This is a genomic window from Burkholderia sp. Bmkn7 (assembly GCF_041103175.1).
Classification (GTDB): Bacteria; Pseudomonadota; Gammaproteobacteria; order Burkholderiales; family Burkholderiaceae; genus Burkholderia; species Burkholderia cepacia.
Genome location: NZ_JBGCUH010000002.1, coordinates 1,181,996 through 1,202,253 on the forward strand (window position 1 = coordinate 1,181,996; position 20,258 = coordinate 1,202,253).

Here is a 20,258-nt window from a genome sequence, read left to right on the forward strand (position 1 = left end):
TCGCCATGTTTGATGAAACGAAAACGTGTCGCATTGTAACGCGTTTCGCTATCTATGTTTCGGAAATTGGCCACATTGATGCGCTATCTGACGATGTTGTCGCACTTTTTGTGAATGCGATCTTGACCTCGCCAACACTGCCTCCTCCGAGTGGAATACTGTATGAATATACAGCATTGCGCTAGTGGGCAGTGTTGGCCCGAGATAGCCCCGTCAGCGTTCACTGTCCTGGTTGTGGTCTGATAACGAGTAAGTGCTGCCGAGTCGGCCGTCGCTGCTACAAGCATTCAAGGACGGGCTAGGCGGCCCTCAAGTCAATTCTGATAGGCTCAAATAGCGACTAGTCGTAGCAATAGTGGACTGGCTGAATGATCGTGCGTCAGATTGCAGGAAACTGCGCACGGCCCGCCAAGCCTTGTGTGGCGGGCGTTCGCGAGTGCCGCACGCGCCACCGGGCGGCGGCGCTTCCCCGATTCTGGCGGTCGACCTCCCGGCGACGTGTAAACTGCTGCCTTTTTTGACGGTTTGCAGCATGGTGCAAGCACCTCCGCGCCCGGCGCTGAGCGGCCCGGCGCTCGTCCGGCTGCTCGCGCGCCTGGCCGATGCCGACGTCGCGGAATCCCGGCAGACGCTGTCCGACCGGCTGAGCCAGTGGCTCGGCTGGACCGACGCGATCACGCTGTCGTCCGCGCTGAATGCGAGCCCGCCCGGCGTCGCGGCCGGCGTGCGCGGCTACGACGCCGAGCGCGACTGCGCACGCGTGCGCCACGAGCTCGCGCAGGCGATCACGGCCACCAACCGGCCGCGTGCGCGGCGCCGGCCCGGCGATCCGCCGCCGCCGGCCGCCGACACGGCCGATTTCGCGGACTTCCGCCAGCGTTACCTGTCCCTGCAGCAGGACATGGAAACGGCGATCGGCCAGTTGCGCGGCCGCCTGCGGGTCGCGCTCGCCGCCAGCTCGTCGGGGATGGCGCGGCTCGCGACGCTCGACGCGATCATGGAGCGCGTGCTCGGTGCGCGCGAGCGCAGCCTGCTGTCGGCCGTGCCCGCGCTGCTCGGTACGCGCTTCGGGCGGCTGCGCGACGCGGAGCGGCAGGCGCTGGCCGATGCCGAAGCCGCGGCGGCAGCCGCAGCGGAATCCGCGGCCGCGGCCGATCCCGCCGATGACGGCGCGGCGATCGTCGACAGCCCGGCCGTCGCGGCGATCGTGCCCGGCGCATGGCTCGATACGTTTCGCGACGAGATGCAAAGCATCCTGCTTGCCGAACTCGAAGTCCGGTTTCAAACGGTAGATGGGCTGCTCGCGGCCCTTCGCACCTGCTAATCAACACGCTATGTCCAGAATTCGCCTTGATCTCGTTGTCTTCGTCGCCGGTCTGCTCGCTGTGGGCTGGATCGGCGTCGGCTATGTCGCGTCGAACCCGCTGGCGTCGGCCGTCACGCTGCTGATCGCCGCGTGCTATGTCGCCGGCGCATGGGAACTGCTGCGCTACCGGCAGGCCACCGCCACGCTGTCGCACGCGGTCGCCCGCCTGACCGAGCCGCCCGCGAAGCTCGACACGTGGCTCGACACGCTGCACCCGGGCCTGCGCGGCGCCGTGCGCGCGCGGGTCGAAGGCGCGCGCGTCGCGCTGCCGGGCCCGTCGCTCACGCCTTACCTCGTCGGCCTGCTCGTGCTGCTCGGCATGCTCGGCACGCTGCTCGGGATGGTCGTCACGCTGAAGGGCACGGGCGCCGCGCTCGAAAGCGCGACCGATCTCGACGCGATCCGCGCGTCGCTGATCGCGCCGGTGAAGGGCCTCGGCTTCGCATTCGGCACGTCGATTGCCGGCGTCGCGACGTCCGCGATGCTCGGCCTGCTGTCCGCGCTCGTGCGCCGCGAGCGGATCGACGCGGCCCAGCAGCTCGACGCGAAGATCGCGACGACGTTGCGCGTGCACTCGTCCGCGCATCAGCGCGACGAATCGTTCCGGTTGCTGCAGCGTCAGGCCGACGTGATGCCGGCGCTGGTCGACCGCCTGCAGACGATGATGACGTCGCTCGAGGCGCGCAGCGTCGCGCTGCACGATCGCCAGATCGAGAGCCAGCAAGCGTTCTTCGATCGGACCGAGCGCGCGTATGCCGGCCTCGCGTCGAATGTCGGGGACGCGCTGAAGGAAAGCGCCGCCGAAAGCGCGCGCGTGGCCGGTGCCGCGCTGCAGCCGGTCGTCGCCGCGACGATGACGGGGCTCGCGCAGGAGATGGCCGCGCTGCGCGACACCGTGACGGGCGCCGTGCAGCGTCAGCTTGACGGGCTGACGGACGGTTTCGAGAAGACCACCGGCAACGTGACGGCCGTCTGGAGCCGCGCGCTCGACGAACAGCGCCGTGCGAGCGATGCCGTCGCGCAGCAGTTGCAGACGACGCTCGGCCAGTTCACCGAGACCTTCGCGCAGCGTTCGACGGACCTGCTCGACGGCGTCGCGACGCGCCTCGAATCGACCGAAAGCCGCCTGTCGGATGCCTGGCGCGATGCGCTGGCGCGTCAGGAGCAGGTCGGCGAGACGCTGGCCGGCCAGCATGCGCGCGCGCTGGGCGAGGCTGCCGCGACGTTCGAACGCCATTCGGGCGCGACGCTTGCCGCGATGCGCGAGTCGCACGCGGGGCTGCAGACCGAGCTGGCCGCGCGCGACGAACAGCGCCTCACCGCGTGGAACGAATCGCTGGCCGCGATGGCCGCGAAGCTGGGCGACGAATGGCAACGCGCAGGCGAGCACAGCGCGGGCCGTCAGCAGGAAATCTGCGACGCGCTGGCGCAAACGACGCGCGACCTGACCGCGCAGGCTTCGGCCTTCGAACAGCGCTCGAACGATCTGCTGTCGACGATCCGCGATTCGCACACGGGCCTGCAGACGCAACTGGCGGCGCGCGACGAACAACGCCTCACCGCGTGGAACGAATCGCTGGCCGCGATGGCCGCGAAGCTGGGTGACGAATGGCAGCGTGCAGGCGTGCATAGCGCAGGCCGTCAGCAGGAAATCTGCGACGCACTCGCGCAAACGACGCGCGACCTGACCGCACAGGCTTCGGCTTTCGAACAGCGCTCGAACGACCTGCTGTCGACGATCCGCGATTCGCACACGGGCCTGCAGACGCAACTGGCCGCACGCGACGAGGAGCGTCTCGCCGCGTGGAACGATTCGCTGGCCGCGATGGCCGCGAAGCTCGGCGACGAATGGCAACGCGCGGGCGTACACAGCGCAGGCCGTCAGCAGGAAATCTGCGACGCACTGGCGAAAACGACGCGCGACCTGACCGCGCAGGCTTCGACCTTCGAACAACGCTCGAATGACCTGCTGTCGACGATTCGCGAGTCGCACACGGGTTTGCAGGCGCAACTGGCCGCGCGCGACGAGGAACGCCTCACCGCGTGGAACGAATCGCTGGCCGCGATGGCCGCGAAGCTCGGTGACGAATGGCAACGCGCAGGCGTGCACAGCGCAGGCCGTCAGCAGGAAATCTGTGATGCACTCGCGCAAACGACGCGCGACCTGACCGCACAGGCTTTGACCTTCGAACAGCGCTCGAACGACCTGCTGTCGACGATCCGCGATTCGCACACGGGCCTGCAGACGCAACTGGCCGCCCGCGACGAAGCACGCCTCGCCGCGTGGAACGACTCGCTCGCCGCGATGGCGGCCGCGCTGCGCGACGAATGGGCGCACACGAGCGCGCAGGCCGCGACGCGCCAGCAGGACATCTGCGACACGCTGGCCCGCACCGCGAACGACATCACCGCGCAGGCGCAGGTGCATGCGAGCGACACGATCAACGAGATCGCGCGCCTCGTGCAGGCGGCGTCGGAGGCGCCGAAGGCCGCGGCCGACGTCGTCGCCGAGCTGCGCCAGCGCCTGTCCGACAGCCTGGTACACGACACCGCGATGCTCGAGGAACGCAGCCGCCTGCTCGCGACGCTCGAAACGCTGCTCGGTGCGGTCAATCACGCGTCGACCGAACAGCGCACCGCGATCGACGCGCTCGTCAGCACGTCGGCCGACCTGCTCGACCGCGTCGGGGCGCGCTTCAACGACACCGTCGACGCGGAAACGCGCAAGCTCGACTCGGTGGCCGCGCAAGTGACGGCGGGCGCGGTCGAGGTCGCGAGCCTCGGCGATGCGTTCGGGATGGCAGTGCAGGTGTTCGGCGAGTCGAACGACAAGCTGCTGACTCATCTGCAACGCATCGAGGCCGCGCTCGAGAAGTCGCTCGCGCGCAGCGACGAGCAGCTCGAGTACTACGTCGCGCAGGCGCGCGAGGTGATCGACCTGAGCATGATGTCGCAGAAGCAGATCGTCGAAGACCTGCAGCAGCTCGCCGGCCGGCGGGCGTCCGTCGGAGCGTAACGCATGCACGACGAAATCGACGGCGGCGCGTCCTCCGCGCCGGTGTGGCCCGCGTTCGCCGACCTGATGTCGGTGCTGCTCGGCGCGTTCGTGCTGATCCTCGTCGGCGTGATCGGCATGCAGTTGCAGCTCACGTCGAAGCTCGAGGAAGCCGTGCGTGCGCGCCAGCAGGAAGCGCAGCAGCGCAAGTCGCTCGAGCAGGCGCTCGCCGGGCCGCTCGCGGCCGGCCGCGTGACGCTCGTGAACGGGCGCATCGGCATCAGCGGCAACGTGCTGTTCGCGCTGAACTCCGACCAGTTGCAGCCTGCCGGCCGCGACCTGCTGAAGACGCTGGCCGCACCGCTCGCCGCCTACCTGAAGACACGCGACGAGATCCTGATGATCAGCGGCTTCGCCGACGACCAGCAGGTGCATGCCGGCAACCGCCAGTTCGCGGACAACTGGGAACTGTCGGCCAAGCGCGCGTTGACGGTCACGCGCGCGATGATCGACGCCGGCGTGCCGGCGTCGTCGGTGTTCGCGGCCGCGTTCGGCTCGGAACAGCCGGTCAGCTCGAATGCGGACGATGAAGGCCGTGCGAAGAACCGTCGCGTGGAGATCGCGCCGGTGCCGCGCAAGTCGGCATCGAACGGAGGGAACGCGAAGTGACCGACGACGCGACGCACGTTCGCGCGACGCTCGACGCATGGCGCGAGCAGGGCGCCGACCGGCTCGACCGCGTGCGCTTTCTACGGATCGACGCGCTCGAGCGGCGTGCGGCCGCGCTCGAAGGCAACGCGCGCGGGCTGCTCGACGCGCGGCTCGCCGCGCTGATCGAAGGCTTCGCGGCGGTCGTCGCGCGGGCCGACGAAGCGAAGGCCGCCGCGAGCGGCATCGCGCAAGCCGACGATGGTGCGGCCGGACGCGGCCCGTCGCTGGCGGCGCTCGTCGAACGGCTCGGCCGCGATGCGCAGGCCGACCGGCGCGGGCTCGATCCCGAGCTGGTCGACTACTTCCGCACGATGTGGTCGAAGGTCCGCACCGAACAGCAATACCGCCAGTCGCTCGACCAGGTGCCGCGCAACGCGGGGCCGCTCAATTCGAACAGTCTCGTGCACCGGTCGCTCGCGACGATGCGCGAGCTGTCGCCGGAATATCTGCAGCAGTTCCTGTCGTACGTCGATGCGCTCGCATGGCTCGAGGATCTCGCCGGCGGCGGCGCGCAGCCCGAGAAGGAAGCCCCGCGCGCGAAGACGGTGAAGAAGGGCGCGCGCGGCAAGAGCCGGTAGCGCGCGGGCACGCATCGCCGCCGCCGGGGGCCGGTCACATCGACGTCAGGCCCGACGCCGGCGCGCTTTGATAGCGGGCCGCGCTGATGAATTTCGAGAAGCGTTCGCACCAGATCACGACCGACGTGTATTGCGCGGGATTCACGTCGTCGGGAAGCGCCACGACGAAATTGCCGAATGTCTTCAGGTCGCCCACGCGTACGGCGCGCGCCTTGATCGCGAGGAACGACGCTCGCGTATCGACGAAGGCCGGCACGAGATAGAGCTTGTAGTCGGGGCCCGGTGCGATGTCGCCCTCGAACGCGATCGACGAATCGGTGACGGTCAGCTTGCCGTCTGCCCAGTGCAGCGCGTCGCTGCCCGGCAGGTTGCGTTCGAAGCGGCCGGTATGGCGCGCGTTTTCCGCGGCCACTTGCAGCTCGACGGCGCTTGCGCCTTCCGTCGCCGTGAGGATCGGCAGCACGTAGATGCCCGCGGCAAACGCCGCGAGCCCCGTCGCGAGATGCGACGCGATCAGTATCCAGATTCTGGTTTTCATGTCGGACCCTTTGAACGAAAACAGAGGGTGGCGCCGGGCCACATGCCGGTAGTCGCGCGAGCCGGCGGAATCTGACAGACGTTCGGGTTTTCGTTCAACGCGCCGTTACATGCCGCTCCTGCCGGCATGCCGCGTGGCACCTGCACCGCGACGCGATGCCGGATTTTTTCTTCGGCGAGTGTCATCTTTGCGCACGCGGCGCGACTCACTCTCCGTCGACAACGTCGTCGATGCTCAGGAGAGGTCAGATGAACAAGCTTGCCCTGTATGTTCTCGCGACGGTTGCCGCGACCGCTTCCGTTTCCGTTTCCATTTCCGCGTGGGCCGCGCCGCAGTCCACCGTGACGCGCGCGGAGGTGAAGGCCGAACTGGCCGCCCTGCGTGCAGCCGGCTACCGGCAGAACGGCGAAGACCCGTACTATCCGGCACGACTGGCGGAAGCGCTGAAGAAGATCGGTTCGACCGGCACGTCGACGGCCGATACCAGTGGATACGGCATGGCGGCACCGGCCGCGAGCGAATCGGGTTCGATGACGGCCGACAGACCGATCTATCGCGGACGATGATCCGGGCCGGACGTTGCGCCCGTCGATGGGCACGGCGTCCGATTAATCCGGACTGCGATGGAATCCAGGTTGCGCAACGTCAGCGTGTTGACGCGCCTTCGGCAATCTCCGCGCCGAACGCGTGCAGCGCCTCGACCAGCGCCGCCGCGAACGGCGGATGCGCGGCGATGCGTGCCGCGTCGAGCTGGCTGCCGAGGATCGGGAGCGTGATCGACGCGCGCTCGACGATGTTCGCCGACATCACCGACAGCGTTTCCCGCAGCGCCGCGTCCGCATGCGTCGCGCGCGGCGATGCGTTCAGCACCGCGACCGGCTTGTACACGAACGCTTCGCATCCCACGACCCAGTCGAGCGCGTTCTTCATCACGCCGGTCACGCCGTGCGCGTATTCCGGGCTCGCGATCAGCACGCCGTCGGCGGCGTTCAGGCGATCGATCAGGTCGCGCACCGCGGCCGGCGACGGATATTCCGCGTCGGGGTTGAACAGCGGAAATTCGCCGAGGCGATCGAAGCGCGTGATGCGCGTCCCGGGCGGCGCGACGCGTGCCGCCGCATCCAGCAGCGCCGCGTTATACGACTGCGCGCGCAGGCTGCCGCATAACGCGACGATGTCGATGCGGCGCTCGGAATCGGGTTGGAGTTCGGTAGCCATCGAGGAGCGTGTCGTTGGGTGGTTTGCGCGATGGGGGCGCGCCGGCCCGACGGATTATCGCATCGGTGCACGGGCGGAGTGACGCGCTTTGGCGCCCCCGTGCAAGCGGTGCGGTTCGCGCCTTTCCCGCGGAAATCCCGGGTGGCGACATTCTGCGGCAACGACGTCGGCCATCCCGGCCGCGCGCGCGAATGCGCCGATTTCCCACCCGTTGCCGAGCAGCAGACGACGCGTATGCAGCGCGCCGTGCACGTCGTCGGCAACGGCTTCGCCCAGATAGCACAGCGCGCGGCCTTCGATGTCGACGAAGCCGTGTCGATAGTCATGGGCCAGCGCGGTCCACAGCTGCGCCGCGCCGATCGACTGACGGGCGCCGCTGATCAGGCACAGGCCGGCGTCGAGTCCCCAGCGATACAGCGTCGTCGCGAGGCCCTTGCGTTGCGACGTGCTGCGCAGCCGCGTGTGCGGCGCGCGCAGGTAGCGGTCGGCGCGACGCGGGATTTCGGGCAGGCGGTTGAATACCGTATAGCCGGCGAGCTGGCGCGCGGCCGGATCCTCGACGTACAGGAAGTATTCGCCGTCCGCCTCGCGGTGGCGGACGATCAGGCCGGAGCGGCCGAGCGCGACGGCCGGCAGGCCGTGCAGGCGATGGCCCGGCTGGTGCAGGCGTGCGTAGAGCGAGTCGAGTTCATCGTCGATGTCGTGCTGGGAATGCTGTACGTCGATGCGCATGGCAAAAGGCGCCCGTCCCGGGCGGTCCGAGAAAGTGGTTCATCGCAAGAGGGGAGAGGAATGGGTGCGGCCCCCGGGCTCGGCGAAGCGAGCCGGGGCCGCGAATCAGCTGGGGATGTGCTGGAAACCGGCGGCGATCGCGGCGAGGCCCGCGATGCAGAGTGCGAACAGGATCAGGACTTTGTGAATCACGTCTCTCTCCTCATGAATGCGCGGCGCCGATGGGCGGTGCCGCGGAGACGGTGACGGCGGGCACGGCCCGCGCGGCCGTCGTGCGCGACGACGGTCGGGTGTCCGGGCGACCGATCGGGCGCGGACGGCCAGCACCATACGCGAGGAGTCGGGGGCGGGCAATCGTATCGGTGGAGAAAAGCGACGAAACGCGGAGAATCGCATCGTTTCGCGACAATTGGCCGCATGGGCGCATGTCGTAGCCTGAGCGGCGGGTGGGCCCGACAGTCTCTGCCGGGTAGTGCGCGCGTGGCCGGTGCCGTCAACCGGCCAGCGCGCGCTCGTAGAGCGAAGCGATGTAACCGCCGGGCAGCGGACGAAGCGCGACGCGTGCGAAGCCGAGTGCCTCGTCGTACGCACACGGCTTCGCGTTGCGCGGATCGCGATCGAGTCGCGGCAGCGAGCACTGCTGCGCGCGTATCTGATCGCGAGGGCGCGCGCACTGTGCCGGAACCGGCGAAACGGCGATGTGCGAACGCCGACGCAAGCGTGGGCGGGGCAGCAGGCCCCGCCTTGCGCCGCCGTGTCAGGCCGGCGCGCGCTGCCCGAACGCCTGCTTCATCCGCGCGAACAACCCGTGTTGCGCGATCCATTCGGCATACGCGCGATAATCGGGGTCGCGCATCAGGTGCCGCTCTTCGGTCTTCGCCCGCGTGTAGTAGATCAGGTTGACCGCGACGAGCCCCGCGCAGTGCATCAGCCCGACCTGCCAGCCGAGCGGCTCGACGAACGGCACCGACACCATCCAGTACGACAGGTTCTTCGTGATGTACGCCGGATGCTTCGTGAAGCGGTACGGGCCCGACGTGATGATCCCGCGGTTGGTGAGGTTCGAGAAACGCAACCCGAACGAGATCGTGCACAGCGCGTAGGTCAGCAGCAGCAGGATGATCACCGTGCCCCAGATCACGCGCAGCGTCGGGGCCGACTGCAGCCAGTTGTCCCAGAACAACGTGCCTTCGTAGCGGATGTAGTTGTTCGAGAACAGCGACCAGAACGGCTGGTAGCACATCAGCGCGGCTACCCAGCCGAGCGTCGTCGGCTCGACGGTGCGCACGTGGCTGTCGAGGATGCGGAACGTGCACAGGTAACCGACGGTGCCGAACATCAGGTCCATCGTGAACGACAGGTCGTACATGAACATGAAGGTCGCGATCGTTGCCGGCGCGTGCATCGCGTTCGCGAGCGACGCGGTCAGGTGATCGGCGTCCTTCGACAGGTAGACGGTCATCAGCGGCAGGAAGAACGCCTTCACGCCCCAGCCGGCCAGCATCTCGCGCACCGGCTTCCAGCTCGCGGGCTGCTCGCGGCGGAACTGGAAGCGGCCCCACAGCAGGTACGCGTCGTCGGTCTCGCGCTGGTGGCGATCCATCCACGCGAAGTAGAACGGCGCGGCGACGATCACGTACGGCGCGAGCGAGCGCAGCAGCGACCAGAACGGCCGGTAGAACGCGCCGTGGTATTCGGGCAGCAGCCAGTAGATCGCGCCGATGCCCGCATAGATCGACGCCAGCGCGCCGAGCCGCGTCGCGACGCGCGCGATGCCGAGCGGGCGCACGGCCTGCCGCGACAGGCCCGCGCTCGGGCGCAGGTAGACGCGCGAGATGAAGATTTCGTGCAGCGCGATCGTGCCGATGATCGCGAGGCTGGCGATGACCGCGCGCGTGGCTGCATCGAAAGTCGGCTGGCCGCGCGTGATCCACAGCGCGAACAGTCCGGCGGCGATGCCGAGCAGGCCGGCGCGCAGGGGCGTGGCGGAACGGGGTGGGCGGTCCTGGACCGCGGCGATGCCGTCAAGCGTGGAGTTCATGATCGGATCCTCGTACGGGTGAAGGCCGGCGCCCCCGCTGGGCGGGTGACGCCGGCCGTCGGCCGGGCTTTGTATGGATGCGCGCCCGGCCATTGGCCTGTGGTTCTGATAGGTAAAGCGTTACTTCTTGGTGCCGCCGCCCAGCAGACCGCCGAGGAGGTTCGTCACCGGCGACAGCAGGTTGCCGGCGCCGCCCGCGGCACCGCCGTTCGAGCTGCCGGTCAGGCCGGCCGCCACGGAGCCGCCGCCAGCCGGCGTCGTGGCCGTGCCGGCCGCGCCGCCCGGGCTCGCGGTGCCGATGGCGCCGGCGGCGCCTGCCGGCGTCGTCAGTGCACCCGTCACCGTGCCGACCGGGCCGCTCGACAGCAGGCCGCCGAGCGTGCCCGTCACGTTGCCGCCCGGCGTCGTGACCGTGCCCGTGAGGCTGGCGCCGAGCGGCGTCAGCGAATTGACGAGGTTGGTGACCGGCGCCAGCAGGCCGCCGACACCCGCGCCACCGGTGCCGCTGGTGCCACTCGTTCCGCCGGTGCCGCTCGTGCCGCTCGAACCGAGGCCGCCGAGCGCGCCCGTCAGCGAGCCGAGCAGGCCCGTGACCGGTCCGAGCGGGCCGCCGCTGCTCGTGCCGCTCGTGCCGCCCGAACCGCTCGAGCTGCCGCCGCCCAGGCCGCCCGTCAGCGTGCCGAGCAGGCCCGTGATCGGGGCGAGCGGGTTGCTGCCGCCCGTGCCGCTGCTGGAGCTGCCCGCGTTGTTGTCGTGGACGAGGCCGCCGGTGGACGTCACCGTGTTGCCGAGCTGTGCCACGACGCCGCCGAGGCCGGTGCCGACCGGGTTGCCGGTTGCGCCGCCGACCTTCGTGCCGGCGAGGGCGAGGCCGTTGCCGAGCGCGCTCAGCAGGCCGTTGAGCGGCGTGCCGAGCAGCGTGACGCCGCCGAGCGTCTGCGTGGCGCCCGGCGTCGTGACACCGCCGGTCAGCGTGTTCGTGATCGGGTTGATCACCTTGCCGACCTGCGTCTCGAGCTGCTGGACCGGCGAGCTGTTCAGCGCCGTGTTGAGGCCCGACGCGGTCGAGTTGACGGCGCCGCCCACGGTGTTGACGAGATCGCCGACGAGCGTCGTGACCGGCGACAGCGGCGACAGCGGGCCGGAGCCGAGGCTCTTCACCGCGTTGCCGAGGTTGTTGACCGCGCCGCCGGCGCCGGTCAGCAGGCCGGTGGTCGACGTCAGCGTCGGTCCGAGCGGGTTCGCCGATACGCCGATCGAGCCGAGGCCGGCCGCGACGCCGTTGCCGAGCGCCTGCACGCCGTTGCCGAGGCTCGTGACTGCGTTGCCGACGCTGTTGGCCGTCGTCGGGTTCGTGCCGGGAATCTGCACGCCGCCGATCACGCCGCCGCCGTTTGCGACCGTCGTACCGACTGCCGTCACGAGGTTGCCGGATTTCTGGAGGACGTTGCCGAGCGGGGTGACGCCGGTGCCGGAGGTGCCTGACGTACCGGAAGTACCCGAGGTGCCGGAAGTACCCGAGGTGCCGGAAGTACCCGAGGTGCCAGAAGTACCCGAGGTGCCGGAAGTACCCGACGTGCCGGAAGTACCCGACGTGCCGGAAGTGCCGGAAGTGCCCGACGTGCCGGAAGTGCCCGACGTGCCGGAAGTACCCGACGTACCGGAGGTGCCCGAGGTGCCCGAGGTGCCCGAGGTGCCGGAGGTGCCGGAGGTGCCGGAAGTGCCGGAAGTGCCCGAGGTGCCGGAAGTACCCGACGTACCGGAGGTGCCCGAGGTGCCGGAAGTGCCCGACGTGCCAGAAGTACCCGAGGTGCCGGAAGTGCCCGAGGTGCCGGAAGTACCCGAGGTGCCGGAAGTGCCCGACGTGCCAGAAGTACCCGAGGTGCCGGAAGTACCCGAGGTGCCGGAAGTGCCCGAGGTGCCGGAAGTGCCCGAGGTACCGGAAGTGCCCGAGGTACCGGAAGTACCCGACGTGCCGGAGGTGCCCGAGGTGCCGGAGGTGCCCGACGTACCGGAAGTACCCGACGTGCCGGAGGTGCCCGAGGTGCCGGAGGTGCCCGAGGTGCCCGAGGTGCCCGAGGTGCCCGAGGTGCCCGAGGTGCCCGACGTACCGGAAGTACCCGAGGTGCCGGAAGTACCCGACGTACCGGAAGTGCCTGACGTACCGGAGGTGCCCGACGTACCGGAAGTACCCGACGTACCGGAGGTGCCCGACGTACCAGAGGTGCCCGACGTGCCGGAAGTACCCGACGTGCCGGAGGTACCCGACGTACCGGAGGTACCCGACGTACCGGAAGTACCCGACGTACCGGAGGTACCCGACGTACCGGAAGTGCCTGAGGTACCGGAAGTACCCGACGTACCCGAAGTCCCCGAACTACCCGAAGTCCCGCCTCCCGAAGTCCCCGACGTCCCACCGCCCGACGTACCCGAAGTCCCCGAGCTGCCGCCCGTCCCTGACGTGCTCGGCTTGATCGTCGGCGGGGTCGTCGGTCCGTCGACCGAGCCGCAACCATATAGTGCGAGCAGCGACGAGACGGCCATCGTTACCGTCGTCTTCTTGAAGAGTGTGTGCATGTTGGCCTCGACATTGGAAGTGTGTCCAAGCCTTCTCTGCAAATTCCGCGCCACGACAGAATTCGCGAAACGGTGTCGCGCTTTATTGCAGGTATCGGGAATATCGGCGCGATTTAAACGGAGTAACGGCGCTTTCGCGCGACGGGCATGCTCGGTGCGCGGGCGCGGCGGTTGCGATGTTCCCGTAAGCCGCCGTAACGCGCGGCGTGATGTTACGTAGCGTTCGATATCGCGCTGCGCGGATGGCTTCGAACCGAGGGCCGCATCTTTGACGAAACGCGCCGGCCCGATGAACATGGCGCGAAATCCCCGGCTGCCGACGATGCCGACGCGGCCACGACTCCATACAGGACCCGGACATGAGCGAACAGGACAGGGAAAACGGCAAGGCGCGACGAATCGACGTGATGGGCGAGGCGTTCGTCGAGCGCGCGATGCGCGACCTCGACGGTTTTTCGCGCCCGCTGCAGGACTGGCTGAACGAGCATGCGTGGGGCAGCACGTGGCAGCGGGGCGGGATCGACCTGAAGACGCGCAGCCTGTGCACGTGCGCGATGCTGGCAGCGCTCGGCCGCAGCACGGAACTGAAGGGGCACATTCGCGGCGCGCTCAACAACGGCGCGAGCCTCGTCGAGATCCGCGAGGTGTTGCTGCACAGCGCGCTGTACGCGGGCGCGCCGGCCGCGGTCGAGGCATTCCGCAGCGCGCGGGAGGTGATCTCGGATCTCGGGCTGTCGGTGCCCGACGACGAAGCCTGATTCTGCCGCCGCTTCGGCTGCACGGCAGGCGCGGAATCAGGCCCGGTTTCGCCGGTTTCCGGCTCAGTGCGCGACGCGCGCTGCCTGCGGCGCCGCCTCGGCCGGCGCGGCGGCGACTTCGAGCAGCCAGTCGGCGGTGGCCTCCGGAATCGTGACCGGCAGCATGTGCCCGCCCTCGACGACCTTCAGCCGCACGCGCGCCGATTTCTTCGCGAGCGCGTCGCCGTGCTCGCGCCAGTTCAGGATCGGATCGGCGCGGCCGTACAGCACGTCGACCGGCAGCGCGAGTTCCGCGTAGCGGCGTTCCATCGCGGGCAGGTCGACGGGCGCCGACAGCAGGTCGGTCGCCGTCGCGTAGAACACGTGCGGGCGCATCCCGAGCAGGCCGCCGCCCTTGACCGGGAAGTCGCGCGGCACGTCTTCCGGCGCGAACACCTGGCGCACGGCCTTGCGGCCGGTCAGGATCGTCAGCGGGATCGCGAAGGTCCACGACACGAAGCGGCGCACGAGCGGCGAGGGCAGCATCAGCGGCTTGAACGGCGCCGGTGGCTCGGTCTGCTGGTGCGACAGCGGCGCGATCAGCGCGAGCCGGCTCACGCGGTCCGCATGGTTGAGGCCGACGGCAAGCGCGATCGCACCGCCGAGCGAGTGGCCGACCAGCACGGGCTTGTCGAGCCGCAGCGCGTCGATGAACGCGGCGACCGTGCGGGCCTGCGCGAACACGTTCGCCTGCGAAGCCGCGCCGCGCAGCGAGCGGCCGGCGCCCGGGCGGTCGATGAGGATCACGCGATGCTGCTGCGCGAGCCGCGCGAGCGGCAGGTACGCGAAATTGCGCAGTTGCCCGGCGAGCCCGTGGACGAACACGATCGGCGGGCCGCTACCGTATTCGACGTAGTGGATGCGGTCGCCGCCGACGTCGACGAAGCGGCCTTCGGGCGGAAACGCGCGCGTCACGCGACGGGCCACGTAACCGGTAAACAGCGCGAGCGCGGCGAGCGCCGCGACGACGCCGAGCAGGACGTTCTGGATCAGATGGAGCGTAGGGGTCATGTCGGCCTCAACGGGGTTCGAGTGCGGGTTCGGCAACCGGCGCCGCGGCGGCCGTGCCGGCTTTCGCGCGGCGTTCGAAATGCATCGCGGAATCGGCGAGCGCGCTGAACTTCAGCGACGCGAGATCGCGCACGTAGTTCTGGTGGAATTTCCACGGCTTGCGATGGCCCTGCTTCGGCAGGATGCCGGCCGCGCGCTGGATGTAGCCCGAGCTCAGGTTGACGGCCGGCACGTCGCCGAGCTCGCCGGCGCCGAGCCGAGGCACGCACGTGTCGTAGTCGTTCGCGCGCATGTGATTGAGCAGCCGGCACACGTAGCGCGCGATCAGCTCGGCCTTCAGCGTCCACGACGCGTTCGTGTAGCCGAACGACGACGCGAGGTTCGGCACGTCGCTGTACATCATTCCCTTGTACGACACGGTCTCCGGCAGGTCGACCGCGCGGCCGTCGACCGTGACGCGCGCGCCGCCGAGCATCTTCACCTTCAGCCCGGTCGCGGTGACGATCACGTCCGCGTCGAGTTGCTGGCCGCTCTTCAGCTTGAGGCCGGTCGGCGTGAAGCGCTCGATCTCGTCGGTGACGATCGACGCGCGGCCCGCGCGGATCGACTTGAACAGGTCGCCGTTCGGCACGAGGCACACGCGCTGGTCCCACGGCATGTAGCGCGGCGTCAGGTGCTTCGCGACGTCGAAGTCGGGGCCGAGCTGCTTGCTGGCCGCGCGGATGATGAACTTCTTCGTCTGGTCGGGCTTGCGGCGCGACACGTTGTACAGGTAAATCGTCAGCAGCACGTTCTTCACGCGCACGAGCCGGTGCGCGAGCCGGGACGGCAGCACGCGGCGCAACGCGTTCGCGATCCTGTCGCGCGCGGGCAGCGACACGATGTAGGTCGGCGAGCGTTGCAGCATCGTCACGTGTTGCGCGTCGGCCGCCATCGACGGCACGAGCGTGACGGCCGTCGCGCCGCTGCCGATCACGACGACGCGCCGGTTCGCGTACGACAGGTCCTTCGGCCAGTGCTGCGGATGCACGAGCTTGCCTTCGAACGTGTCCATTCCGGCCCAGTCGGGCAGGTAGCCGGCGTCGTAGTCGTAGTAGCCGCTGCACATGAACAGGAAGCGGCAGGTGTAGACGAGCGTGTCGGTCGTGCCGCCCTGCGTGCGCTCGATGCGTACCGTCCAGCGCGCGCGGTTCGAATCCCAGTCGGCCGCGACGACTTTCTGGCCGTAGCGGATCGTCTTGTCGATGCCGTAGGTGCGCGCGGTGTCGCGGATGTAGTCGAGGATCGTCTGGCCGTCGGAGATCGCCTTGTCGCTGTGCCACGGGCGGAAGCTGTAGCCGAGCGTGAACATGTCGGAATCCGAACGGACGCCCGGATAGCGGAACAGGTCCCAGGTGCCGCCGATCGCGTCGCGCGCCTCGACGATGGCCACGCTTGCGTACGGGCAGCGCTGCTTCAGGTGATACGCCGCGCCGATGCCGGACAGCCCGGCACCGACGATCAGCACGTCGAGGTCGCGGCTGTCGCCGGGGGCGGGCGGCGCGTCGCGCCGGTCGGTCGTCGTCGAGGTCATGCGGGGTCCTTGGTGGGCGTGGTCGGGAGCGCGGCCGGGACTTCCTTCGGGCGGAGGTTGCGGGCCCGGGCGCGGCGCACGTGGCGCAGCATCAGCCACTGGTAACCGGCGCCGAGCAGGCGCGCGATCCTGTCGAGCCGGCGTGCGTCGGCGCCGACAAGCACGCGGCGCGCATTGCGCTCGACACCCGCGAGGATCTGCCGCGCGGCCTCGTCGGCCGTCGTCGCGTTGATCAGCCGGTTCGCCTGGCGGCGATGGGTCGCTTCGTCCTGGCCCGTGAGTGCGTGGATGCTGGTATCGACGCGGCCCGCGTCGACGATGTTCGTCGCGACGCCGCCCGGATGCACGCAGGTAGCGCTCACCGGCGCGCCGTCGAGTTCGAGCTCCATCCGCAGTGCCTCGGTAAAGCCGCGCACCGCGAACTTGGTCGCGTTGTAAGCGCTTTGCGTCGGCATCGCGACGAGCCCGAACAGGCTCGACGTATTGACGACGTGTCCGTCGCCCGACGCGCGCAGGTGCGGCAGGAATGCCTGCGTGCCGTGCACGACGCCCCAGAAGTTGATGCCGACGATCCATTCGAGATCGGCGATGTCCGCGGTCTCGGCGCTGGCGGCCAGCGACACGCCCGCGTTGTTGAAGATCAGGTTGACCTTGCCATGCCCGGCGCGCACGAAATCGGCCCACGCGAATACCGCATCGCGGTCGGCGACGTCGAGCCGCCGCGTGCTCACGCGCACGCCATGCTGGGCGCAGGCGGCCGCCGTGCCGGCGAGGCCGGTTTCGTTGACGTCGGCGAGCGCGACCTCGCAGCCCCGCCGCGCAAGCTCGACCGCGAGGCTGCGGCCCATGCCCGAACCGGCGCCCGTGATCGCGGCGACCTTGCCGGAAAACCCGTTCATCCGTTGCTCCTCCCGTTCCGCTTGCCCTGTACCGGCGGCGCGTCTAATGTGGTGTTGGTCGTCACCACTTTAGTTTTCGGGTGTCCTGATGTCAAATAGCGGAATGGAGAAAGCACTCGAAACGGAAAAACGGGGCCGCTCGTATGGCGGCGTGGCGCCCGAGGTACGGGCCGCCGAGCGGCGCGACGCGCTGATCCGCGCGGCGACGCGCGTGTTCGGCACGGTCGGGTTCCGCAAGGCGACGGTACGGTCGATCTGCCAGGAAGCGAAGCTGAACGATCGCTATTTTTATGCGGCGTTCGACAGCACCAAGGATTTGCTGCGCTGCACCTACCTGCATCACGCGCAGCAGTTGCACGAGGCAGTCGCGCGGGCAGTGGCCGAGCGCGGCGGCGATCTGCGCGAGAGCATCGATGCCGGGCTCGCCGCGTTCTTCGCGTTCCTGCGCGACCCGTGCGCGGCGCGCGTGCTGCTGCTTGAGGTGATGGGCGTGAGCGCGGATACCGACATGACCTACCAGCGCATGCTGATCGACTTCGGCAAGCTGATCATGGCGATCGGCGCGCCGCGCGAAGCGGCGACGCCCGCGGAACGCACCGAGCAGCGGCTGATCGGGCTCGCGCTCGTCGGCGCGATGACGAACGTCGGCGCGGCGTGGTTGCTCACGGAATATCGCGATCCGGAAGCGCAGATGGTCGCGAGTTGCAGGAAGGTGCTGCTGGGGACGTTGCGGGAGGCGGGGTAGGAAAGGGGGAGCCGGCCCCGCATCGGCGCCCTTCCGTCCGAAGCAAGACTGAATTCGGACTATAATCAGTCTCATTGTGATCGGGCAGCAGGCGCTTCGTATGAAATTCTCCACTCAAGTCAAGCCAATCAGCTATCTCAAGAGTCATGCGGCCGAGATCGTCAAGGATATTTCGGAGAGCCGCGAGCCGATGTTGATTACCCAGAATGGCGAGGCGAAGCTTGTCGTCATGGATGTCAAATCGTATGAAGAGCATGAGGAGACGCTCGCGCTCCTCAAGCTGCTTGCGCTGGGCCACCGGGAGATCGAAAAAGGGCAATTTCGTCCTGTCGAGGACGTGTTCGCGGACCTCGACACGGATGATGAACAATGACGCTTCGTGCCGTTTTCATTCGGTCTGCAGAAGATGATTTGAAGGCGCTGAAACGCTATGTCGTATCGAACTTCGGGGCGGTGGCCTGGCGCTCGAGTTACGACGAGATCAAGAGCGCCGTTGCATCGATTCGAGTCTTCCCCGATCGAGGCAGGGTTCCGGATGAACTGGCGAATGTCGGCTTGACGCAGTACCGCCAGATCATCGCGGGAATGAATCGCGTCATTTACGAGGTTCGCGGCGACACCCTGTATGTCCATATCGTCTGCGATACGCGCAAGGACCTGAAGTCCTTGCTGATGCGAAGGCTCATGCTCGCGCATTGAGCGCTCCGGGCCTCCGTCATTCCCGGCGACCAAACGGCTTGCATCAACGCCCGCTTCCGCGCTTTGCCGGTTGCACGGGCCGCGTTTCCGCAATCCTCTGCTTCATCGCATCGATGAACGCCCGCACTTTCGGTGAAGGCAGCCGCGTCGACGGATACACCGCGTGAATCCCGGCCGGCGCCGAACGCCACGCGGGCAGCAGCCGCACGAGCCGGCCGGCCGCGACGTCGTCGGCGGTCGAAAAGTCCGTCAGCAGCCCGAAGCCGCCGCCCGCGAGCACGATCGCCCGGCACGCGGTGGCGGTGTTCGACACGACGTGCGCGACACAGCGCACCGAAGCGGTGCCGCCGTTCGCGTCTTCGAGTTCGAGCGTTTGCGGGCGCGGCAGCGTCGACAGCATCACGAACGGCAGCGCGGCGAGCGCATCGGTATCCTGCGGCCGCCCGTGGCGCGCGACGAACGCGGGGCTCGCGACCACCCATTTCTCGTAGGTGCCGAGCTGCACCGCGCGATAGTTCGAATCGGCGAGGCGGCCGATGCGGATCGCGACGTCGAGGTTGTCCGCGACGAGATCGACGACGCGGTCGTTCGCGACGAGTTCGACGTCGAGGCCCGGATGCCGGTCGCGCAACGCGACGACGGCAGGCGCGACGACCAGCGCGCCGTAGTCGATCGGCACGCTCACGCGCAGCGTGCCGCGCAGCGGCCCCGCGTCGGACGACACCGCGTCGAGCGCGCTTTCGGCGGCGCGCACGATGTCGCGGCACGCGTCGTAGAAGACCCGCCCGGCGTTGGTCACGCTCAGCCGCCGCGTGGTGCGCACCAGCAGGTTCGCGCCGACCTCGGACTCGAGGCGCTGCATGTGCGTGCTGACGACCGTCTTCGCCAGGCCGAGCCGCTCGGCCGCGGCCGTCAGCGAGCCGGCGTCGACCACCGCGACGAAGACCGCCAGCCGGTTCAGGTTCACGTCGCGCAGATCGGCCATCGTCTATTGTCCTATGGGAGCGGATAATGTTTCCACGATTATCCGTCTTCTGGCGACGAACGGCGAGCGCTACGCTGCAGGTGTTCGTCGCCGATCCCCGGCGGCGCGAGATTCCGGAGTGTTTTCCATGTCTGCCGTCCGCAAGCCTGCTTCGCCGATTCGCGTCTACTCGTTCCTGCTGTCCGGGCATGCGCATCGCGTCCGGTTGTTCCTGTCGCTGCTCGGCCTGCCTTCGGAGACCGTCGACGTCGATCTCGCGGCCGGCGCACAGCGCGAACCGGCGTTCCTCGCGCTCAATCCGCTCGGGCAGGTGCCCGTGATCGACGACGGCGGCACGGTGATCGCCGATTCGAACGCGATCCTCGTGTACCTCGCGAAGCGCTACGGCGACGCGCACTGGCTGCCCGACGACCCGGCCGGCGCGGCCGTCGTGCAGCGCTGGCTCTCGTATGCGGCCGGGCCGATCGCAGCGGGGCCGGCCGCCGCGCGGCTCGTGACCGTGTTCGGCGCGCAGCTCGACCACGAAGCGGCCAAGCGTACGGCCGCGAAAGTGCTCGACGTGATCGATCGCGAGCTGGCCGGCAAGCCGTTCGCGGCCGGTGCGCAACCGACGATTGCGGACGTCGCCGCGTACTCGTACATCGCGCACGCGCCGGAAGGCGGCGTGTCGCTCGAACCGTATCCGCACGTGCGTGCGTGGCTGGCACGCGTCGAGGCGCTGCCGGGGTTCGTTGCGATGCCGACGACGCGCGCCGGCCTGCTTGCCGCGTAACGCCCACCGACACCGCGCCTG

General features: G+C 68.9%; 20 protein-coding genes. 11 read left to right on the plus strand and 9 right to left on the minus strand.

Annotated features, from left to right (window positions below; genetic code table 11):
- Nucleotides 1–532 precede the first annotated feature (532 nt).
- From AB3K92_RS11265 to AB3K92_RS11280, 4 genes are read left to right on the plus strand one after another with little or no spacing between them, the layout of a single operon-like run.
- A complete protein-coding gene (locus AB3K92_RS11265; protein WP_059676823.1) occupies nt 533–1,324 on the plus strand; it encodes a DUF3348 domain-containing protein in 792 nt (263 codons plus the stop codon).
- A gap of 10 nt (nt 1,325–1,334) precedes the next feature.
- Nucleotides 1,335–4,382, plus strand: coding sequence for a DUF802 domain-containing protein (locus tag AB3K92_RS11270; protein WP_369465064.1), 3,048 nt, complete (start codon nt 1,335–1,337; stop codon nt 4,380–4,382).
- 3 nt (nt 4,383–4,385) lie between these two features.
- Nucleotides 4,386–5,030, plus strand: coding sequence for an OmpA family protein (locus AB3K92_RS11275; protein ID WP_021163899.1), 645 nt, complete (start codon nt 4,386–4,388; stop codon nt 5,028–5,030).
- On the plus strand, nt 5,027–5,650 hold the full coding sequence (locus AB3K92_RS11280) for a DUF2894 domain-containing protein (RefSeq protein ID WP_369465065.1): 624 nt from the start codon (nt 5,027–5,029) through the stop codon (nt 5,648–5,650). Before AB3K92_RS11275 ends, AB3K92_RS11280 begins: the two co-directional genes overlap by 4 nt.
- A 34-nt stretch (nt 5,651–5,684) precedes the next feature.
- Here AB3K92_RS11280 and AB3K92_RS11285 read toward each other — a convergent pair whose 3' ends face one another.
- A complete protein-coding gene (locus AB3K92_RS11285; protein WP_027790874.1) occupies nt 5,685–6,188 on the minus strand; it encodes a DM13 domain-containing protein in 504 nt (167 codons plus the stop codon).
- 248 nt (nt 6,189–6,436) lie between these two features.
- Here AB3K92_RS11285 and AB3K92_RS11290 point away from each other — a divergent pair, with 248 nt between their 5' ends.
- Nucleotides 6,437–6,754, plus strand: a complete 318-nt coding sequence (locus AB3K92_RS11290) for a DUF4148 domain-containing protein (protein ID WP_048020252.1) — start codon at nt 6,437–6,439, stop codon at nt 6,752–6,754.
- Between the two features lie 79 nt (nt 6,755–6,833).
- Here the strand turns inward: AB3K92_RS11290 and AB3K92_RS11295 are convergent, their stop codons facing one another.
- The 4 genes from AB3K92_RS11295 to AB3K92_RS11310 all read right to left on the minus strand — a co-directional run bounded on the left by AB3K92_RS11295 (nt 6,834) and on the right by AB3K92_RS11310 (nt 11,601).
- The gene (locus tag AB3K92_RS11295) at nt 6,834–7,406 is read right to left on the minus strand and encodes an NADPH-dependent FMN reductase (RefSeq protein WP_369465066.1); all 573 of its coding nucleotides are present in this window, start codon (nt 7,404–7,406) and stop codon (nt 6,834–6,836) included.
- A gap of 54 nt (nt 7,407–7,460) precedes the next feature.
- Nucleotides 7,461–8,138 carry a histone acetyltransferase gene (locus AB3K92_RS11300; protein WP_369465067.1) on the minus strand — a complete coding sequence of 226 codons (678 nt, stop codon included), beginning with the start codon at nt 8,136–8,138 and terminating at the stop codon, nt 7,461–7,463.
- 757 nt (nt 8,139–8,895) lie between these two features.
- The gene (locus AB3K92_RS11305; RefSeq protein WP_369465068.1) at nt 8,896–10,179 is read right to left on the minus strand and encodes an isoprenylcysteine carboxylmethyltransferase family protein; all 1,284 of its coding nucleotides are present in this window, start codon (nt 10,177–10,179) and stop codon (nt 8,896–8,898) included.
- 120 nt (nt 10,180–10,299) lie between these two features.
- On the minus strand, nt 10,300–11,601 hold the full coding sequence (locus AB3K92_RS11310; protein ID WP_021163890.1) for a collagen-like triple helix repeat-containing protein: 1,302 nt from the start codon (nt 11,599–11,601) through the stop codon (nt 10,300–10,302).
- A 37-nt stretch (nt 11,602–11,638) separates the two neighbouring features.
- Here AB3K92_RS11310 and AB3K92_RS11315 point away from each other — a divergent pair, with 37 nt between their 5' ends.
- The gene (locus AB3K92_RS11315; protein WP_369465069.1) at nt 11,639–12,976 is read left to right on the plus strand and encodes a highly repetitive protein; all 1,338 of its coding nucleotides are present in this window, start codon (nt 11,639–11,641) and stop codon (nt 12,974–12,976) included.
- A gap of 139 nt (nt 12,977–13,115) precedes the next feature.
- Nucleotides 13,116–13,514: a carboxymuconolactone decarboxylase family protein gene (locus tag AB3K92_RS11320; RefSeq protein ID WP_059484750.1), complete on the plus strand. Its 399-nt coding sequence runs from the start codon at nt 13,116–13,118 to the stop codon at nt 13,512–13,514.
- A 63-nt stretch (nt 13,515–13,577) separates the two neighbouring features.
- Here the strand turns inward: AB3K92_RS11320 and AB3K92_RS11325 are convergent, their stop codons facing one another.
- Genes AB3K92_RS11325 through AB3K92_RS11335 form a run of 3 tightly spaced genes read right to left on the minus strand, consistent with a single transcriptional unit; the run spans nt 13,578 to nt 17,036 of the window.
- Complete coding sequence (locus AB3K92_RS11325; protein ID WP_059589546.1) at nt 13,578–14,564, minus strand: alpha/beta fold hydrolase; 987 nt, start codon at nt 14,562–14,564, stop codon at nt 13,578–13,580.
- Between the two features lie 7 nt (nt 14,565–14,571).
- Nucleotides 14,572–16,137 (minus strand): NAD(P)/FAD-dependent oxidoreductase, encoded by a 1,566-nt coding sequence (locus tag AB3K92_RS11330; RefSeq protein WP_059484752.1) that lies wholly within the window; start codon nt 16,135–16,137, stop codon nt 14,572–14,574.
- Nucleotides 16,134–17,036 carry an SDR family oxidoreductase gene (locus AB3K92_RS11335; RefSeq protein WP_021163138.1) on the minus strand — a complete coding sequence of 301 codons (903 nt, stop codon included), beginning with the start codon at nt 17,034–17,036 and terminating at the stop codon, nt 16,134–16,136. Before AB3K92_RS11335 ends, AB3K92_RS11330 begins: the two co-directional genes overlap by 4 nt.
- Before the next feature lie 103 nt (nt 17,037–17,139).
- Here AB3K92_RS11335 and AB3K92_RS11340 point away from each other — a divergent pair, with 103 nt between their 5' ends.
- From AB3K92_RS11340 to AB3K92_RS11350, 3 genes are all read left to right on the plus strand, one after another.
- Nucleotides 17,140–17,781 (plus strand): TetR/AcrR family transcriptional regulator, encoded by a 642-nt coding sequence (locus AB3K92_RS11340; RefSeq protein ID WP_369465070.1) that lies wholly within the window; start codon nt 17,140–17,142, stop codon nt 17,779–17,781.
- Nucleotides 17,782–17,881: 100 nt separating this feature from the next.
- Nucleotides 17,882–18,154 carry a type II toxin-antitoxin system Phd/YefM family antitoxin gene (locus tag AB3K92_RS11345; RefSeq protein WP_060058995.1) on the plus strand — a complete coding sequence of 91 codons (273 nt, stop codon included), beginning with the start codon at nt 17,882–17,884 and terminating at the stop codon, nt 18,152–18,154.
- Nucleotides 18,151–18,480: a type II toxin-antitoxin system RelE/ParE family toxin gene (locus tag AB3K92_RS11350; protein WP_124468696.1), complete on the plus strand. Its 330-nt coding sequence runs from the start codon at nt 18,151–18,153 to the stop codon at nt 18,478–18,480. Before AB3K92_RS11345 ends, AB3K92_RS11350 begins: the two co-directional genes overlap by 4 nt.
- Nucleotides 18,481–18,523: 43 nt before the next feature.
- Here AB3K92_RS11350 and AB3K92_RS11355 read toward each other — a convergent pair whose 3' ends face one another.
- On the minus strand, nt 18,524–19,465 hold the full coding sequence (locus AB3K92_RS11355; protein WP_369465071.1) for a LysR family transcriptional regulator: 942 nt from the start codon (nt 19,463–19,465) through the stop codon (nt 18,524–18,526).
- A gap of 127 nt (nt 19,466–19,592) precedes the next feature.
- Between AB3K92_RS11355 and AB3K92_RS11360 the strand changes: the two genes are divergently transcribed.
- Nucleotides 19,593–20,237: a glutathione S-transferase family protein gene (locus AB3K92_RS11360; RefSeq protein ID WP_175925090.1), complete on the plus strand. Its 645-nt coding sequence runs from the start codon at nt 19,593–19,595 to the stop codon at nt 20,235–20,237.
- Nucleotides 20,238–20,258: the final 21 nt, after the last annotated feature.

Excerpts from the sequence above, each read along its gene's own strand:
- AB3K92_RS11265 (WP_059676823.1), top strand. The coding sequence starts at position 533 with ATGGTGCAAGCACCTCCGCGCCCGGCGCTGAGCGGCCCGGCGCTCGTC.
- AB3K92_RS11270 (WP_369465064.1), top strand. The coding sequence starts at position 1,335 with ATGTCCAGAATTCGCCTTGATCTCGTTGTCTTCGTCGCCGGTCTGCTC.
- AB3K92_RS11275 (WP_021163899.1), top strand. The coding sequence starts at position 4,386 with ATGCACGACGAAATCGACGGCGGCGCGTCCTCCGCGCCGGTGTGGCCC.
- AB3K92_RS11285 (WP_027790874.1), bottom strand. The coding sequence starts at position 6,188 with ATGAAAACCAGAATCTGGATACTGATCGCGTCGCATCTCGCGACGGGG.
- AB3K92_RS11290 (WP_048020252.1), top strand. The coding sequence starts at position 6,437 with ATGAACAAGCTTGCCCTGTATGTTCTCGCGACGGTTGCCGCGACCGCT.
- AB3K92_RS11295 (WP_369465066.1), bottom strand. The coding sequence starts at position 7,406 with ATGGCTACCGAACTCCAACCCGATTCCGAGCGCCGCATCGACATCGTC.
- AB3K92_RS11300 (WP_369465067.1), bottom strand. The coding sequence starts at position 8,138 with ATGCGCATCGACGTACAGCATTCCCAGCACGACATCGACGATGAACTC.
- AB3K92_RS11305 (WP_369465068.1), bottom strand. The coding sequence starts at position 10,179 with ATGAACTCCACGCTTGACGGCATCGCCGCGGTCCAGGACCGCCCACCC.
- AB3K92_RS11320 (WP_059484750.1), top strand. The coding sequence starts at position 13,116 with ATGAGCGAACAGGACAGGGAAAACGGCAAGGCGCGACGAATCGACGTG.
- AB3K92_RS11325 (WP_059589546.1), bottom strand. The coding sequence starts at position 14,564 with ATGACCCCTACGCTCCATCTGATCCAGAACGTCCTGCTCGGCGTCGTC.
- AB3K92_RS11330 (WP_059484752.1), bottom strand. The coding sequence starts at position 16,137 with ATGACCTCGACGACGACCGACCGGCGCGACGCGCCGCCCGCCCCCGGC.
- AB3K92_RS11335 (WP_021163138.1), bottom strand. The coding sequence starts at position 17,036 with ATGAACGGGTTTTCCGGCAAGGTCGCCGCGATCACGGGCGCCGGTTCG.
- AB3K92_RS11340 (WP_369465070.1), top strand. The coding sequence starts at position 17,140 with ATGGAGAAAGCACTCGAAACGGAAAAACGGGGCCGCTCGTATGGCGGC.
- AB3K92_RS11345 (WP_060058995.1), top strand. The coding sequence starts at position 17,882 with ATGAAATTCTCCACTCAAGTCAAGCCAATCAGCTATCTCAAGAGTCAT.
- AB3K92_RS11350 (WP_124468696.1), top strand. The coding sequence starts at position 18,151 with ATGACGCTTCGTGCCGTTTTCATTCGGTCTGCAGAAGATGATTTGAAG.
- AB3K92_RS11355 (WP_369465071.1), bottom strand. The coding sequence starts at position 19,465 with ATGGCCGATCTGCGCGACGTGAACCTGAACCGGCTGGCGGTCTTCGTC.
- AB3K92_RS11360 (WP_175925090.1), top strand. The coding sequence starts at position 19,593 with ATGTCTGCCGTCCGCAAGCCTGCTTCGCCGATTCGCGTCTACTCGTTC.